This is a genomic window from Saccharopolyspora halophila, from assembly GCF_039531955.1.
Lineage (GTDB): Bacteria > Actinomycetota > Actinomycetes > Mycobacteriales > Pseudonocardiaceae > Saccharopolyspora > Saccharopolyspora halophila.
The window spans coordinates 37,163-52,258 of sequence record NZ_BAAARA010000021.1; the positions used below are offsets into that span (position 1 = coordinate 37,163).

The 15,096-nt window shown below is 71.2% G+C and carries 14 protein-coding genes; 7 read left to right on the forward strand and 7 right to left on the reverse strand.

What is annotated here, in order from left to right; genetic code table 11:
• Positions 1–51: 51 nt before the first annotated feature.
• Positions 52–681: a nucleoside/nucleotide kinase family protein gene (locus ABD289_RS21145; RefSeq protein WP_344135725.1), complete on the reverse strand. Its 630-nt coding sequence runs from the start codon at positions 679–681 to the stop codon at positions 52–54.
• A gap of 9 nt (positions 682–690) precedes the next feature.
• Positions 691–1,623 carry a S66 peptidase family protein gene (locus ABD289_RS21150; protein WP_344135728.1) on the reverse strand — a complete coding sequence of 311 codons (933 nt, stop codon included), beginning with the start codon at positions 1,621–1,623 and terminating at the stop codon, positions 691–693.
• 248 nt (positions 1,624–1,871) lie between these two features.
• On the opposite strand from ABD289_RS21150, the gene ABD289_RS21155 reads away from it, so the two are divergent.
• From ABD289_RS21155 to ABD289_RS21165, 3 genes are read left to right on the forward strand one after another with little or no spacing between them, the layout of a single operon-like run.
• Positions 1,872–2,438, forward strand: a complete 567-nt coding sequence (locus tag ABD289_RS21155) for a DUF3090 domain-containing protein (RefSeq protein ID WP_344135731.1) — start codon at positions 1,872–1,874, stop codon at positions 2,436–2,438.
• A 5-nt stretch (positions 2,439–2,443) separates the two neighbouring features.
• The gene (locus ABD289_RS21160; protein ID WP_344135734.1) at positions 2,444–3,250 is read left to right on the forward strand and encodes an SCO1664 family protein; all 807 of its coding nucleotides are present in this window, start codon (positions 2,444–2,446) and stop codon (positions 3,248–3,250) included.
• Between the two features lie 49 nt (positions 3,251–3,299).
• On the forward strand, positions 3,300–4,241 hold the full coding sequence (locus tag ABD289_RS21165) for an MBL fold metallo-hydrolase (RefSeq protein ID WP_344135737.1): 942 nt from the start codon (positions 3,300–3,302) through the stop codon (positions 4,239–4,241).
• Positions 4,242–4,422: 181 nt separating this feature from the next.
• On the opposite strand, the gene ABD289_RS21170 is transcribed toward ABD289_RS21165, so the two are convergent.
• Positions 4,423–5,661 (reverse strand): serine hydrolase domain-containing protein, encoded by a 1,239-nt coding sequence (locus ABD289_RS21170; RefSeq protein WP_344135740.1) that lies wholly within the window; start codon positions 5,659–5,661, stop codon positions 4,423–4,425.
• A 146-nt stretch (positions 5,662–5,807) separates the two neighbouring features.
• Between ABD289_RS21170 and ABD289_RS21175 the strand changes: the two genes are divergently transcribed.
• On the forward strand, positions 5,808–7,208 hold the full coding sequence (locus tag ABD289_RS21175; RefSeq protein ID WP_425564756.1) for an ATP-binding protein: 1,401 nt from the start codon (positions 5,808–5,810) through the stop codon (positions 7,206–7,208).
• On the forward strand, positions 7,208–9,160 hold the full coding sequence (locus tag ABD289_RS21180) for a VWA domain-containing protein (RefSeq protein WP_344135743.1): 1,953 nt from the start codon (positions 7,208–7,210) through the stop codon (positions 9,158–9,160). The genes ABD289_RS21175 and ABD289_RS21180 overlap by 1 nt, the downstream gene beginning before the upstream one ends.
• Here ABD289_RS21180 and ABD289_RS21185 read toward each other — a convergent pair whose 3' ends face one another.
• Entirely contained in the window at positions 9,161–10,042 is an 882-nt protein-coding gene (locus ABD289_RS21185; protein ID WP_344135746.1) for a glycine betaine ABC transporter substrate-binding protein, read from the reverse strand.
• Between the two features lie 353 nt (positions 10,043–10,395).
• Between ABD289_RS21185 and mshC the strand changes: the two genes are divergently transcribed.
• Together mshC and ABD289_RS21195 are read left to right on the forward strand one after the other, a co-directional pair.
• A complete protein-coding gene (gene mshC / locus ABD289_RS21190) occupies positions 10,396–11,631 on the forward strand; it encodes a cysteine--1-D-myo-inosityl 2-amino-2-deoxy-alpha-D-glucopyranoside ligase (RefSeq protein WP_344135749.1) in 1,236 nt (411 codons plus the stop codon).
• 275 nt (positions 11,632–11,906) lie between these two features.
• Positions 11,907–13,142 (forward strand): styrene monooxygenase/indole monooxygenase family protein, encoded by a 1,236-nt coding sequence (locus ABD289_RS21195; protein WP_344135752.1) that lies wholly within the window; start codon positions 11,907–11,909, stop codon positions 13,140–13,142.
• Positions 13,143–13,203: 61 nt separating this feature from the next.
• On the opposite strand, the gene ABD289_RS21200 is transcribed toward ABD289_RS21195, so the two are convergent.
• From ABD289_RS21200 to ABD289_RS21210, 3 genes are all read right to left on the reverse strand, one after another.
• Complete coding sequence (locus ABD289_RS21200) at positions 13,204–14,112, reverse strand: PAC2 family protein (RefSeq protein ID WP_425564757.1); 909 nt, start codon at positions 14,110–14,112, stop codon at positions 13,204–13,206.
• A 525-nt stretch (positions 14,113–14,637) separates the two neighbouring features.
• On the reverse strand, positions 14,638–14,856 hold the full coding sequence (locus ABD289_RS21205; protein WP_344135755.1) for a hypothetical protein: 219 nt from the start codon (positions 14,854–14,856) through the stop codon (positions 14,638–14,640).
• Positions 14,843–15,064 (reverse strand): hypothetical protein, encoded by a 222-nt coding sequence (locus ABD289_RS21210; RefSeq protein WP_344135758.1) that lies wholly within the window; start codon positions 15,062–15,064, stop codon positions 14,843–14,845. The genes ABD289_RS21205 and ABD289_RS21210 overlap by 14 nt, the downstream gene beginning before the upstream one ends.
• Positions 15,065–15,096: the final 32 nt, after the last annotated feature.

A 15,096-nucleotide genomic window follows, 5' to 3' on the forward strand; every position in this document is an offset into this window, starting at 1 on the left:
GTGCCCGATTTGTCCGGACAGTTTTAGGCAAAACTGTCACAAGCCCCCGGATCAGGTGAGGCTTTCGATGATGGCTGGGCGGTCCTGGTGGTCCGTGCGGACGACCAGGTCGGCCAGGGCGAGGGGGTTGACCTCTTCCTCGTAGCGCTTGAAGGCGGGGAGGGCCCAGTGCTGCTCGTCCGGCGTCTTGCGGTGCAGGGCCGCGTCCGGGAGCCACAGGTGCACGACGAGGTCGAAGTCGAGCCCCGCGCCCTGCAGCAGCGGTCCGTCCACGATGGCCACGCCGCGCTCCGGCAGCTCGACGCGGTGCAGGCGAGGGGAGCGGTCGGCCTCCGGGTCCCACAGGGCGGGCAGGACCCGGCCGGTCCCGCTCTCCGCGAGCGGCCCGAGGACCTCCCGGGACAGGCCCTGCGTGTCGAACCAGGACAGGTAGTAGGAGTCCGGATCGCGGTGGCCGTACTCCAGCCGCACCGAGGCCGCGCGCAGGTAGTCCGACATGCTCACCCGCACGGCCTCGCGGCCGCGCTCGCGCAGCGGGTCCACCAGCCGATCCGCGAGGTCGCCGGTGCCCGCGGCCGGCGCACCGTCGATGCCCACCCTGGCCCAGCGTCCCTGCAGCGCGTCGATGCGTTCGACCACCTCGGACACGAGCGCTTCCGGGGAGACGGGCCGCACGCGCATGTCTCGACGCTAGCGCAGCGCGGGCTGCAGGATCGACAGCCGGTGGGCGTCGGCGTCGAGCTCGGCCGCCACGCCGAGCGGCACGCTGCGCTGGGCTTCGCAATGGCCGAACCCCAGTTCCCACAGGATCGGCACGCCCAACCCGCCGAGCAGGTCCGACATCACGGTGCGCACCTGTTCGAGCGGTCCGCAGTCGGTCCAGGACCCCAGGGCGATGCCCGCGGCTCCGTCGAAGAATCCCGCGCGCAGCAGCTGCGTCACGAAGCGGTCCAGCAGGTAGGGCTTCTCGGTGATGTCCTCGAGCAGCACGATGCTTCGCTCGGGCGGCGCGGCGGCCGAGGCGGAACCCAGCGAACCGGCCAGCAGGCTCAGGTTGCCGCCGCAGGTGATGCCGCGGCCGCGTCCGCCCACCAGCGGCTCGGTGCCGGAACGGGTCAGGATCGTCACCGACTCCGGTTCGAACAGCGTCTTGCGGAGGTGCTCGGCCGCCCGGTCGTCGTGCGCGAACGCCTTGGTGGCCACCATCGGCCCGAAGATCGTGGCCAGGCCCAGCCGGGACCCGAAGGCCTCGTGCAGGGCGGTGACGTCACTGGAGCCGATGAGCACCTTGTCGCCGGCGGCCGCGAGCGCGGGCCAGTCCACGCGATCCAGCATCCGCATGCAGCCGTACCCGCCGCGCGCGCAGAAGACCGCGGCGACCTCCGGGTCGCACCAGGCGTCGCGCAGGTCGGCGGCCCGGTCGGCGTCGGTGCCAGCCAGGTACTCCAGCCACGGGTGCTTGTCCTGCACGTGCTTGCCCAGGCGCACCTGCAGACCCCATTCCCGCAGCCGCGCCACCCCGGCTTCGAGGAGCTCGGCGGGCACGGGCCCTGCCGGAGCCACCACGGCGACCGTGTCGCCTGCGCGCAGCCTGGGCGGGCGGCGCAGTTCGCGCATGCTCATGGCCGTCTCCTCTTCGGTGGATCAGTGCGGAGCGTCCCTGATCTTGCCGCGAGCGTAGCGGGCGCTTCCAGATCGCGCCGGAGTTCGCCGACGGCGAACTCCGGCGCGATCACCACAAGGTCAGGATGGTCGGCGCCGGTCACGGCGTTGTACCGGAGGTGCCCAGCACAGCGCGGGTGCATGGTGACGAACAAAACGGGGGCCAGCCGCGCGTGGCGTGTGCACGGTGCCCTAATGTCGGAGGGGTCATGGCTCGTGTCATCCACGTCTTCCGTCAACCTGACCGCTTCGTAGCCGGAACGGTCGGGGAGCCCGGCGAGCGCACCTTCTACCTGCAGGCGTCCGAGGACGTCCGCACGGTCAGCGTGGCACTCGAAAAGCAGCAGGTCTCGGTACTGTCCGAGCGCATCGGTGCACTTCTGGAGGAGGTGCAACGCCGCTTCGACACCGATCTGCCCAACCAGACCCCCGACGACCTCGTCGACACCGAACCGCTGGCGGTTCCGGTCGACGAGGAGTTCCGCGTCGGCACCATGGGTCTGGGCTGGGACGCCGAGACCGAAGCGGTCGTCGTCGAACTCCTGGCCGTCACCGAGGAGGAGGTCGACGAGTCGGTGGTGCTCGACGACACCGAGGACGGCCCGGACGCGCTCCGGGTGTTCCTCAGCCCGCTGCACGCCCGCGCCTTCGCCGAGCGCGCCGACCGCGTGATAAGCGCTGGTCGCAAGCCCTGCCCGCTGTGCAACGAACCGCTCGATCCCGAAGGGCACATCTGCCCTCGCCAGAACGGCTACCGACGCGCGGAAGAGGTCTAGCCGCTGTGGCCGGGGAGCTCGACAACGGGCACGTCGGCGAGTTGCTGCGCAACGGCGCCCTGGAGGTCCAGGGTCGGCTGGTCGAGGCGTCCAACGCAACGCTGCTGTGCTCGGTCGAGCTCGACGGTGTCAGCGGCGAGTGCGTCTACAAGCCGGTGCGCGGGGAACGCCCGCTGTGGGACTTCCCGGACGGCACCCTGGCCGGCCGCGAGATCGCCGCGTACCTGATCTCCGAGGCGACCGGCTGGGGGCTGATCCCGCCGACGCTGCTGCGCGAGGGTCCGTTCGGGCCGGGCATGGTGCAGCTCTGGGTGGACATCAACGAGGGCGAGGACGCTCAGCTGGTCGATATCAGCCACCCGGACGAGATCCCCGAAGGCTGGCGGACGGTGCTGCGCGCCCAGGACGAGGACGGCGAACCGGTCGTGCTCGCGCACGCCGATCACGAGCAGCTCAAGCGGCTCGCGGTGCTCGACATCGTGATCAACAACGCCGACCGCAAGGGCGGGCACGTGCTGCCCGCCCCGGACGGCCGGGTGCTCGGCATCGACCACGGCGTGAGCCTGAACGCCGACGACAAGCTGCGCACGGTGCTGTGGGGCTGGATCGGCGAGCCGGTGCCCGCCGACGTGCTGGACAAGCTCGGTGAGGTGCGCGCCCTGATGGAGGGCGAGCTGGGCGCCGCGCTGGACGAGCACCTCACCATCAAGGAAGTCCAGGCGATCAGCACCCGCATCGACCGGCTGCTCGATGGCGGGGTCTTCCCGGAGCCTTCGGGGGAGTGGCCCGCGATTCCCTGGCCCGCGTTCTGAGCGTCTCGATCGCGTGCGCGGCGCGGCCCGTGCGCGGCAGGCTGGTGGCGTGCGAACCGAGTACCGATCGCCGGTGAACCGGCCCTCCTTCAAAGACCGCCTGCACTCGCCGCTGCCCGGGTTCCGGGACGTGATGCGGCTGATGTGGACCGGTGGTTTCCGCGCTCGAGTCTCCGATGCCGACCGGATCCCGGTGCTGCGGACCGGTCTCGAACCGATCCCCGCCACCGCGACCGCGCTGACCTGGGTCGGGCACGCCACCTACCTGCTGCGCGCGGAGGGGGCGACCGTGCTCACCGACCCGGTGTGGTCGACCGGCATCCCGGGCGTGCCGCGGCGGATGACGCCGCCGGGTGTGGCCTTCGACGATCTGCCCCCGATCGACGCCGTGGTGATCAGCCACGACCACTACGACCACCTCGACGCGCCCACCGTGAAGCGGCTGCCGCGCGGCACCCCCGTGCTGGTGCCCGCCGGGCTGGGCGGCTGGTTCCGGCGGCGCGGGTTCACCGACGTCCGCGAGCTGGACTGGTGGGAGTCGGTCGCGGTCGGCGATCTGACCTTCGACTTCACCCCGGCCCGGCACTGGAGCCGCCGCGGCCCGCACGACACCTGCCGCAGCCTGTGGGGCAGCTGGGTGATCACCGGAGCCCGGCACCGCGCCTACTTCGCCGGGGACACCGGTTACGGCCCGCACTTCGCCGAGATCGGGCGGCGCTACCCGGGCATCGACGTGGCGATGATGCCGATCGGCGCCTACGACCCGCGCTGGTTCATGAAGCCGATGCACATGAACCCGGAGGAGGCCGTGCGGGCGGTGGGCGATCTCGGTGCCGAGCGCGCCGCCACCATGCACTGGGGCACCTTCGCGCTCACCCGGGAACCGGTCGTCGAACCGCTGAACCGGGTGCGCAAGGCCTGGCGCGAAGCGGGCAGCGACCCGGCCGCGCTCTGGGACCTCGCGGTGGGCGAGACGCGCGTGCTCACCTGAGCGCCCGCCGCCGAACCGCCCCGGCGCGCGCCGGGGCGGTTCGAGCGGAACCGGTGATTCAGCGGGTATTCCGGTGTGCGGCGGTAACCGCTGTCGCAGGTGCGGGATTGCGCCGGCACCGCGCGACGTCTGAGGTCTTGCTGCCCGCACCGCTGCGCGAACGGCAAGCCGCGACCTCTCCTCAGTCCACCAGCGCCTGGTAGACGAGCTGGTGCAGTTGCGGCCGGATCGGGTGGGTGCTGGAGGGCATCAGCTGGGTCATGAACTGGACCGTGATCTCCTCGGCCGGGTCGACCCAGAAGGCCGTGCTGGCCAGGCCGCCCCAGGCGTACTCGCCCCGCGAACTGATCACCTTGGCCGCGGTCGGGTCGTCGACGACCGAGAAGCCCAGGCCGAAGCCCTTGCCCGCGTTGGCCGCCTCGGAGAACGAGCCCATCGCCAGGGTTTCCAGGTCGGCGCCGCCGGGGAGGTGGTTGCGGGTCATGTAGTCGATCGTGCGGCTGCCCAGCAGCCGGACCCCGTCCAGCTCGCCGCGGTTGAGCAGGAACCGGGTGAACCGGTGGTAGTCGTGCGCGGTGGACAGCAGACCACCACCGCCGGAGGGCGCCTTCGGCGGTTCGAACGCGGCTTCGTGCGCCTGCTCGTGGTGCGGGTGCGGCCGCGCCCTGCCCTGCCGGTCGGCCGCGTAGAGCTTGGCCAGCCGGTGCTCGTCGGAGCGGTCCAGGGAGAACCCGGTGTCGGTCATGCCGAGCGGGTCGAAGATCCGGGTCTGGAAGAACCGGTCGAGGGTCTGGCCCGAGGCGATCTCGACGATCCTGCCCAGCACATCGGTGGCCACCGAGTAGTTCCACCGCGATCCCGGGTCGAACAGCAGCGGCATCGAGGCCCACTCGTCGCAGCAGCCCGCCAGGTCCAGGCCGGGCGCCATGCCGTTCTCGAAACCGGCCTTGCGGTAGAGCTCATCGACCGGGTGCAGGTGGTTGAACGCGTAGGTCAGGCCCGAGGTGTGCGTGAGCAGGTGCCAGATGCGCATCGGTTCGGTCGCCGGCCGGGTCTGCGGACTGCGGGCCGGGCCGCCGGTGTAGACCCGCAGGTCGGCGAACGACGGGATGAGGTCGCTGACCGGGTCGGTGAGCTCGAACGCGCCTTCCTCGGCCAGCATCATCACCGCGACCGAGGTGATCGGCTTGGTCATCGAGTAGATCCGGAACAGCGTGTCCCGCTCGACCGGCTCGCCGTTCTCGACGTCGCGCATGCCGTGCGTGGACAGGTGCGCGATCTTGCCCCGCCGGGAGACCAGCACCAGCCAGCCGGGCAGCTTGCCGCTCGAGACGTACTGCTCGAAGTGCCGGTCGATGCGCTGCAGTCGAGTGGCGTCGAACCCGACCTCCGAGGGGTCCACCTCGATTTCCAAAGCCACGAGCTCTCCTCCAGTGCGCGCCGCTCGGGACGCCCACGGTTCCGCAACAAGTTTTTCCGTGCAACTTTCTACTCTGCCGCGCCCACCATGCGAAATGCCTTCGGCAGTGGCGGCGTTCACGTTTCAGCGCGCGTAGCGTCGAGGTCGTGACGATCCCGAATCCCCCCGAAGGTCTGCCCCGCACGGCCGGGGAACTGCGCGCGGCCGGCCACCGGCCGCGCGGCGTGAAGGACGAAATGCGCGCGAACCTGCTGGACTCGCTGCGCTCCGGACGGACTCGCTGGCCCGGCATCGTCGGATTCGACCGGACCGTGCTGCCGCAGCTGGAACGCGCGCTGCTCGCCGGGCACGACGTGGTGCTGCTGGGCGAACGAGGTCAGGGCAAGACCCGTCTGCTGCGCGCCCTGGGCGAGCTGCTGGACGAGTGGACCCCGGTCATCGCCGGTTCCGAGCTGGGCGAACACCCGCTGGAGCCGATCACTCCCGTCTCGCGCCGCCGCGCCGCCGAACTCGGCGACGAGCTGCCGGTCGAATGGCGCCACCGCAGCGAGCGCTACGTGGAGAAGCTGGCCACACCGGACACCTCGGTCGGCGATCTGGTCGGCGACGTCGATCCGGTCAAGGTCGCGGAAGGCCGCTCGCTGGGCGACCCGGAGACCATCCACTACGGACTCGTTCCCCGCGCGCACCGCGGCATCGTGACCATCAACGAGCTGCCCGACCTCGCCGAGCGCATCCAGGTCGCGCTGCTCAACGTGATGGAGGAGCGCGATATCCAGATCCGCGGCTACAGCCTGCGGCTGCCGCTGGACGTGCTGCTGGTGGCCACCGCGAACCCGGAGGACTACACCAACCGCGGCCGGATCATCACCCCGCTCAAGGACCGCTTCGGCGCCGAGGTCCGCACCCACTACCCGCACGAGATCGCCGACGAGGTCGCGTTGGTGCGGCAGGAGGCCGAGCTGCCCGCCGACGTCGGCGATCACCTGCTCGAGGTGCTCGCCCGGTTCGTGCGGCACCTGCGCGAGTCCGGCGCCGTCGACCAGCGCTCCGGCGTGTCGGCGCGGTTCGCCGTGGCCGCCGCCGAGACCGTCGCCGCCGCGGCGCTGCACCGCGCGGCGATCACCGGTGAGGACCCGGCGGTGGCCCGGCCGGTGGATCTGGAGGCGGTGCCGGCCGTGCTGCGCGGCAAGATCGAGTTCGAGGCCGGTGAGGAGGGCCGCGAGGAGGAACTGCTGGACTACCTGCTGCGCCGCTCGGTCGCCGACACCGCCCGGGTCCTGTTCGCCGGGCTGGATCTCGCGGAGCTGGGCGAGGCCGTGGTCGACGGGCACCCGGTGGCCACCGGGGAGCAGGTAAGCGGCCGGGACGTGCTCACCGCCCTGCCCGAGCTGCCGGTGCTGCACCGGGTCGCCGAGCGCACCGGGGTGCACCCGGAGGACTCGCCGGGTCGCATCGCCAGCGCCGTGGAGCTCGCGCTGGAGTCGTTGTACCTGGCCAAGCGGCTGAGCAAGGACGCGGAGGACGACCGGTCGGTGTACAGCTGATGAGTTCCCGCTACCGGTACGACAGGTGGCGCGGCGGGCCCGACCCGCTGCAGCCGCCGATCGACCTGCGCGAGGCCCTGGACCAGATCGGCCGCGACGTCATGGAGGGCGCTTCGCCGCGTTCGGCTCTGGAGGAGCTGCTGCGCACCGGCACCCGCGACGCGGCGGGCCTGGACGAACTGACCCGCAGGCTCTGGCAGCGGCGCAGCGAGCTCCAGCGCCGTCACCGGCTCGACGGCACCCTCTCCGAGGCGCGCAGGCTGCTGGACCGCGCGCTGGAGCAGGAACGCCTCGCCCTGTCGGCGGACACGGGCGAGGACGCGCGCTTCCGCGAGCTCCAGCTCGAAGCGCTGCCCCCGGACGTGGCCGGTCAGGTCAACGAGCTGGCGAGCTACGACTGGCGGTCTCCCGAGGCGAGGGAGGCCTTCGAGGAACTCCAGCAGATGCTGGGCGAGGAGGTCCTCGAACAGCGCTTCCAGGGCATGAAGCAGGCCATGCAGGAGGTCACCGGCGAGGACGTCGAGCGCGTCCGCAAGATGCTCGACGACCTGTCCAACCTGCTGGCCGCGCACGCCCGCGGCGACGCCGACGTCCCGGAGCGGTTCCACGAGTTCATGGCCGAGCACGGCGAGTTCTTCCCGGAGAACCCGCGCGACGTCGACGAGCTCATCGACGCGCTGGCCGCTCGCTCGGCCGCGGCGCAGCGGATGCTGAACTCGATGAGCGAGCAGCAGCGCGACGAGCTGATGTCGTTGTCCGAGCAGGCCTTCGGCGATCCGCGCATCGCGCGGGCGTTGCAGGGCATCGACCGGCAGCTGCAGGGACTGCGCCCGGGTGAGGACTGGTCCGGACAGGCGCGCTTCCGCGGTGATCAGCCGATGGGGATGGCCGAGGCGACGGCCGCGATGGCCGAACTCGGCGAGATGGACCGGCTGGCCGAGCAGCTGGGCCAGTCCTACCCCGGTGCGGGCCTGGATGACATCGACCTGGAGGCCCTGGAGCGTCAGCTCGGCGAGCAGGCCGTGGTCGACGCCCGGCGGCTGGCCGAGATCGAACGCGAGCTCCGCCAGCAGGGCCTGCTGCGGCGTGCCCCCGACGGCGGCTTGCAGCTGAGCCCGCGCGCCATGCGCAGGTTGGGCGAAACCGCGCTGCGTTCGGTGGTCTCGCAGCTCAAGTCCCGGCGCGGCGAGCGGGACACCGATCGCGCGGGCGCGGCGGGCGAGCTCACCGGCACCAGCCGGCCTTGGGCCTACGGTGACGCCGAGCCGTGGGACGCGGTCCGAACGGTGCGCAACTCGGTGCTGCGCCGCGCGGCGGAGGGCGAGAACTCCCGGATGCTCGACGTCGCCGACCTGGAGGTGGCCGAGACCGAGCAGCGCTCCCGCGCGGCGGTCGTGCTCTGCGTGGACACCTCCTGGTCGATGGTCCAGGACGGTCGCTGGGTTCCGATGAAGCGCACCGCGCTGGCCCTGCACCACCTGGTGTCGACCCGGTTCCGCTCGGACGCGCTGCAACTGGTGACCTTCGGCCGCCAGGCGAGCACCGTGGAGGTCGGCGAACTCGCGGCGATGGAAGGGGCGTGGGAACAGGGGACCAACCTGCATCACGCGCTGCTGCTGGCCGGTCGCCACCTGCGCAGGCACCCGGACGCCCAGCCGGTGGTGCTGGTGATCACCGACGGCGAGCCGACCGCGCACCTGGAACCCGATGGCGAAGCGGTTTTCGAGTACCCGCCGAGTGAGCACGCGCTGTCGGTCACGTTGTCCGAAGTGGACGCGCTGCGCCGGCTGGGCACGACGCTGAGCGTGTTCATGCTCGGCGACGATCCGAGCCTGGCCGCCTTCGTGGACATCGTGGCCAGGCGCGGTGGCGGCCGGGTGCTGGCGCCCGGCGAGGATGGCCTCGGTGCGGCGGTGGTCGGCGACTACCTGCGCAGCAAGCGCAGCAGGTGATCACTCGCCGCCGAAGGTTTCGGCGACCTCCGGGTGGGCCTCGGCCCACTTCTGCGCGGCCTGCTGCTCGCGGTCGCGGCGCGCGTTGTTGATCTCGTTCTCCAGCGAGGTGATCTGCCGGTCGGTGAGCTGGAAGTCCTCCAGCATCCTGGCGACCTCCGGGTGGTCCTGCCCGAAGCCCGCGCGGCCCACGGCGTGCAGCTGCTCGGCTCCGCCCATCGCGCCGCGGGGATCTCGCAGGTCCTTGATCGGGTAGCGCGCGTAGGCCCAATGCGGGTGCCAGAGCGTCACCGCGATCGGTCGCCGCGCATCGGTGGCCTTCTGCAGCTCGGCGAGCATGGTGGTGGTCGACGAGTTCTTCAGCCGGTACTCGTCCCGCAGCCCGTAGGCGGTGATGGCCTCCTCGGTGGCGCGGCTCAAGCCGGCGCCTTCGTCGATGCCGGTGATCTCGCCGCCGAACATGCCCGCCTTGCCCTTGAGGTCGGCGATCGAGTCGATGCCGGTGAGGTAGTTGGGCACCGCGATGTGCAGCGTCCCCTGCTCGTACCAGGTGCCGAGGTCCTCCAGCTGCGAGCCGTAGCGGTTCCAGTATTCGGCGTGCGTGGAAGGCAGCCACGCGTCGAGGAACAGGTCCGGGTTCCCCTTGGCCAGACCGGCGTAGACCTGTTCGATCTTGAGCTCGGTGAGGTCCACCCGGTATCCGCGCTCCTCCAGCAGGTGCTTGACCAGGTAGGTCACGGCGACGTCCTCGTCCCAGGCGATGTAGCCGATCTTGATGTGCCGGTCCGGCGCGTTCTGCCCGCCGCAACCGGCCGCCAGCAGCACCAGCGCGGCCAGCGCCGCGAGGAGCGCGGTCGGTCTCCTGGATCCGCTGCGCACCATGATGCGAACCCGCCTTCCGCCTCGTGGCCCGCTCCGCCAGCGCTGTGGCCTGCCGATTCGTCCTCGCTGGAGGAGCGCGTCGCGTCATGGTCGCGCGATCGCCGGGGTCGGTGCACGAGTTGTCCACCGAACGGGGCCGTCGAGCAGGTCCTCGGTCGCCCGTCGGCCTCACCTCGCCGTGCGGGAGGTGACAGTTTTGCCCAAAACTGTCCGGACATTTCGGGCGCCGGGGGCCTGCAGTTTTAGGCAAAACTGTCACCGGGCTGCTCGGGCTGCGCGCGATCCCAGCATGTGATACGCACGATGCTGCGGGTGGAGGCGTGCCCTCGGGGTGGACGTCTAAGGTCGAAAGCATGCAACCCTGGTCATCGGTATCCGTCCCCAAGGTGCCCGGAACGGCGCGTCCGCTGAGTCTCTTCGACACCGCCGCAGGCGAGATCAAACCCACTGATCCCGGCGAGGTCGCGCGAATGTACGTCTGCGGGATCACGCCGTACGACGCCACCCACCTCGGCCACGCCGCGACCTACCTGGCTTTCGACCTCGTCAACCGGGTGTGGCAGGACAACGGTCACCAGGTCCACTACGTGCAGAACGTCACCGACATCGACGACCCCCTGCTGGAGCGCGCCGAGCGGGACAACGAGGACTGGGTCGTGCTCGCGATGCGCGAGACCGCCCTGTTCCGCGAGGACATGGAGGCCCTGCGGGTCGTCCCGCCGACCGACTTCATCGGTGCGGTCGAGTCGATCCCGGAGATCATCGAGGCCGTGGGCAAGCTGCTGGCCTCCGGCGCCGCTTACCGGGTCGACGACGAGTACCCGGACATCTACTTCCGGCACAACGCGACCGGCCGCTTCGGTTCCGAGTCCAACTACGACGAAGCGACCATGAACCAGTTCTTCGCCGAGCGCGGCGGCGACCCGGACCGCCCCGGCAAGGAGCACCCGCTGGACGCGCTGCTGTGGCGGGCGGCCCGGCCCGGCGAGCCGTACTGGGAGTCCGAGCTCGGCAGCGGGCGCCCCGGCTGGCACCTGGAGTGCTCGGTCATCGCGCACAACAAGCTCGGGCTCGGCTTCGACCTGCAGGGCGGCGGCTCCGACCTGATCTTCCCGCACCACGAGTTCAGCGCCGCGCACGCCGAGGCGATGACCGGCGAGCAGCCCTTCGCCAAGCACTACGTGCACACCGGCATGATCGGGCTGGACGGCGAGAAGATGTCCAAGTCCAAGGGCAATCTGGTGTTCGTCTCCCGGCTGCGCGGCGACCGCGTCGATCCGATGGCGATCCGCCTGGCGCTGCTGGACGGCCACTACCGCGAGGAGCGGTCCTGGACCGCCGACTCGCTCACCGGTGGCGCCGCTCGGCTGGCCCGCTGGCGCGAGGCCGTCGCGCTGGAAGCCGGCCCGGACGCGGCGGATGCGGTGGCCGCGCTGCGCGAGCGCCTCTCCGATGACCTCGACACCGCCAGCGCGCTGCGCGCGATCGACGCGTGGGCGGACGAGGCGCTCACCGCGGGCGGCTCCGACGGCGAGGCGCCGGGCACGGTCCGCGCCGCGGTCGACGCGCTGCTCGGCGTGGAGTTGTAGCGTGCGCACCAAGATCAACAATGGGTGACCGGGCGGCCGTTCGCGGCTGCCCGGTCACACTTTTCGCGCGGGTGGTGGTTCCGGCTGGGGCGAGGAGATATCGGCAAGTCAGACGCCCGATGTCAACCGGATCGCGGGTGGAGAACCCTGCAGACGATCACATGGACTTCGCCGTCGTCGTCTGGTTTGATCCACTCCGGCGGCTACGCGGAGCTACCTGACGGTGCCGGTGCAGCCGCAGCCGGGATTCGTGCGAAGCGTGGTCGGGGGAGAGCATGCGCAAGGTACTGATCGTCGGAGCGGGCCAGTCCGGACTGCAGTTGGCGTTGACGCTGCAGGCCGAGCAGTACGAGGTCACGCTGGTCTCGGCGCGCACACCGGAGGAGATCCGGGGCGGGCGCGTGATGTCCACCCAATCCATGTACTACCGCGCCCTGGACATCGAGCGGCGGCACGGGCTTTCGCTGTGGGACGAGCAGGCGCCGCGGATCACCGGGCTGCGCGTGTCGGTCGCGGACCCGGAGGGCAACCGCCCGATCGACTGGCAGGCGCCGCTGAAGGACTACGCGCTGGCGATCGACCAGCGGGTGAAAATGGCCGCCTGGCTGGAGCTGTTCGTCGAGCGCGGCGGCAAGGTCGAGTACCGCGAGCTCACGGTGTCCGAACTGGACGACCTGGCCTTCGACCACGACCTGGTCGTCGTCGCCGCGGGCAAGGGAGAGCTCGGCCGCCTCTTCGAGCGCGATGATGACCGCTCGCCCTACGCGCAGCCGCAGCGCGCGCTTTCGGTCGCCTACGTGCACGGCGCCCGCACCGGCGGCCCGGACGCCGATGCGGCGCGGTTCAACGCGCTCGCCGGCCGCGGCGAGATCATCAGCTACCCCGGCTACACCCGCAGCGGCGGCTGCGAGATCCTGCTGCTGGAAGGCGTTCCCGGCGGCCCGCTGGACGCCTTCGGCGACCGGCCGGACCCGCGGACGCAGTGGGAGCGGATGCTCGGCGTGCTGCGCGAGCACGCGCCGTGGGAGCACGACCGCTTCGCCGACGCCGAGCTCACCGACGAGGGCGGCACCCTGGCCGGCGAGCTCACCCCCGCGGTCAGCCGCCCGGTCGGACAGCTTCCGTCCGGCCGCTTGGTGCTGGGCATGGGCGATGCCGTGGTGGTCAACGACCCGGTGACCGGTCAGGGCGCGAACGCCGCCTGCCACGCCGCGCAGACCTGCCTGGAAAGCATCCTGGCGCACGGCGGCGGGGTGTTCGACTGGGACTGGATGCAGCGGACCTTCGACCGCTACTGGGAATTCGCCCGGCACGTGAGCATGTGGACCAACGCGGCGCTGCAGCCGCCGCCCCCGCACGTGCTGGAGATCTTCGGCGCGGGGATGCGGTTCCCCGCCGTGGGCGAGCGCTTCGCCGACGGGTTCGCCAACCCCGAGGACCTGACCACCTGGTTCCTCGACGAGCAGGCCGCGCAGGCCTACATCGCGGAGTGCGCCGAAGCGGCGGAGTAGCCGATCGAAGAAGCGGGACGCCGGTCGATCACCGGCGTCCCGCTTCTCGGTTAGATGGCCGTCAGCCCGGGCCGGGGCCCAGCGGGCCCTTGCCACCGGGGCCTCGCCTGCGCAGGTAGCGCTCGAACTCCGCTGCGATGGCGTCGCCGCTGGCCTCGGTCAGGCGCACCTCGGCGTCGCCGCGCTCCTCGAGGGCGCGGACGTAGTTGCGCACGTCCTCGTCCTCCTCGGCCATCTCGCTGACCGTCTGCTCCCACTCCTCGGCCTGGTCCGGGAGGTTGCCCAGCGGCACCTCGACGTCCAGGGCCTCCTCGACGCGGTGCAGCAGCGCCAGCGTCGCCTTCGGCGAGGGCGGCTGGGACACGTAGTGCGGAACGGCCGCCCAGAACGAGATCGCCGGGATCCCGGCTTGCACGCAGGCGTCCTGGAAGACGCCGACGATGCCGGTCGGCCCCTCGTAGCGGGTGCGTTCCAGGCCGTAGCGCTCGGCGGCCGCGGCGTCGTAGGCCGTGCCGCTGACCGGCACCGGGCGGGTGTGCGGTGAGTCCGCCAGCAGGGCGCCCAGGGTGACCACCGTGGTCGCCCCGATCTTGTCCAGCTGCTCGACCAGCTCGCTGCTGAACGACCGCCAGCGCATGTTCGGCTCGATGCCGTGCACCAGAACGACGTCGTGCTCGACACCCGGCGGACGGCACACGGAAAGCCGCGTGGTGGGCCAGGTGACCTGACGCGTGATGCCGTCGACGAGCTTGACCGTCGGACGTGTGACCTGGAAGTCGTAGTACGGGTCCGGGTCGATCTCGCTGAGCGGCTCCGCGTCCCAGATGAGCTGCAGGTGCTCGATCGCGGAGCTGGCGGCGTCCCCGGCGTCGTTCCATCCCTCGAACGCGCTGACCACGATCGGGTCGGTCAACCGAGACAGGTCGGCGCGCGGTTGTTCGGTGGTGTGTTCGTCGTCGCGATCGGTCACTGCGTCAGCCTACGACCTATAGCTGACGTCAACACCAGACGTCCCATCTTGAAGATCGTCGGACCGCGCACACGGCTCGGCAAGGGTGGGGCCGGGCGTGTCGCAGCCCGCCGGGCAGTGCCGCCGGGAAGCCCGTCGGGCTGTCCGTTCGGCGGCAGGATGATCGTCGGCGGTGAGGCGGCCGACGTGCTCCCTCCCGGCTGATGATCCGGGAGGGAGCACGTCTCTGGCCGCAGCGCTGGTGCCGGTGCGACCGGGCTGGGCCTGGCGCTGTGGCATCGTCCGCTCGCCTCGGTCAGGAGGGGTGATCTCCTGGCTGGTGCGTCGTCCCACCGCGCGGTCGGCCGCAGGCCTCCTCCGCGAGGCGCCTGCTGAAGTTCTGGACCGAGGTCCGGACGCAGCGATCACACGACTCGGTGGGGCGAGCAGCGGAGGCCAGAGCGGCATCTTTGCTGCACAAGGTTTTGCCGGTGCCTGCGTCGCGGATGTGGACCACTCCTCCGGGGTCCGTCCACGGCGCATCCATCAGCACTCGTCCTTCAAGATGCGGTAACAGACCGGGCAGGTCGGTGCGACGATCCAGTCGTACTCGGTCGCGGCGCCGAGCGCGACGTCCCGGCCGCAGACCGACGTGGCGCGTTCTTCGTGCTCCCAGCGGCGGCCGCGAAACGCGTGGCGGATGGTGTCCCCGGCCGGTCGCCAGAAGTGGCGGTGCACGGCCGTGCGCTCGTCAGATGCCGACACGGGACCCCTCCAGCAGCTCCGAGCTCCCCAGCATCCCGGCGACGGCGAGGACGCAGTCCCAGCAGTCGGCCCGCCGAACCTCGCCGGGCTGCGCCGCGACCCCGATGCGGCACATCGTCACCAGCGGGTCTCGCGGGTCGCTGTTCGCTTCGGTATCGACGATGTGCTTGATCCCGCGTGCGTCCGTCCAGGTCAGGTCTCCGTACATGGCGCCCCCGAATAGGTCCGTTTGGTGTGACT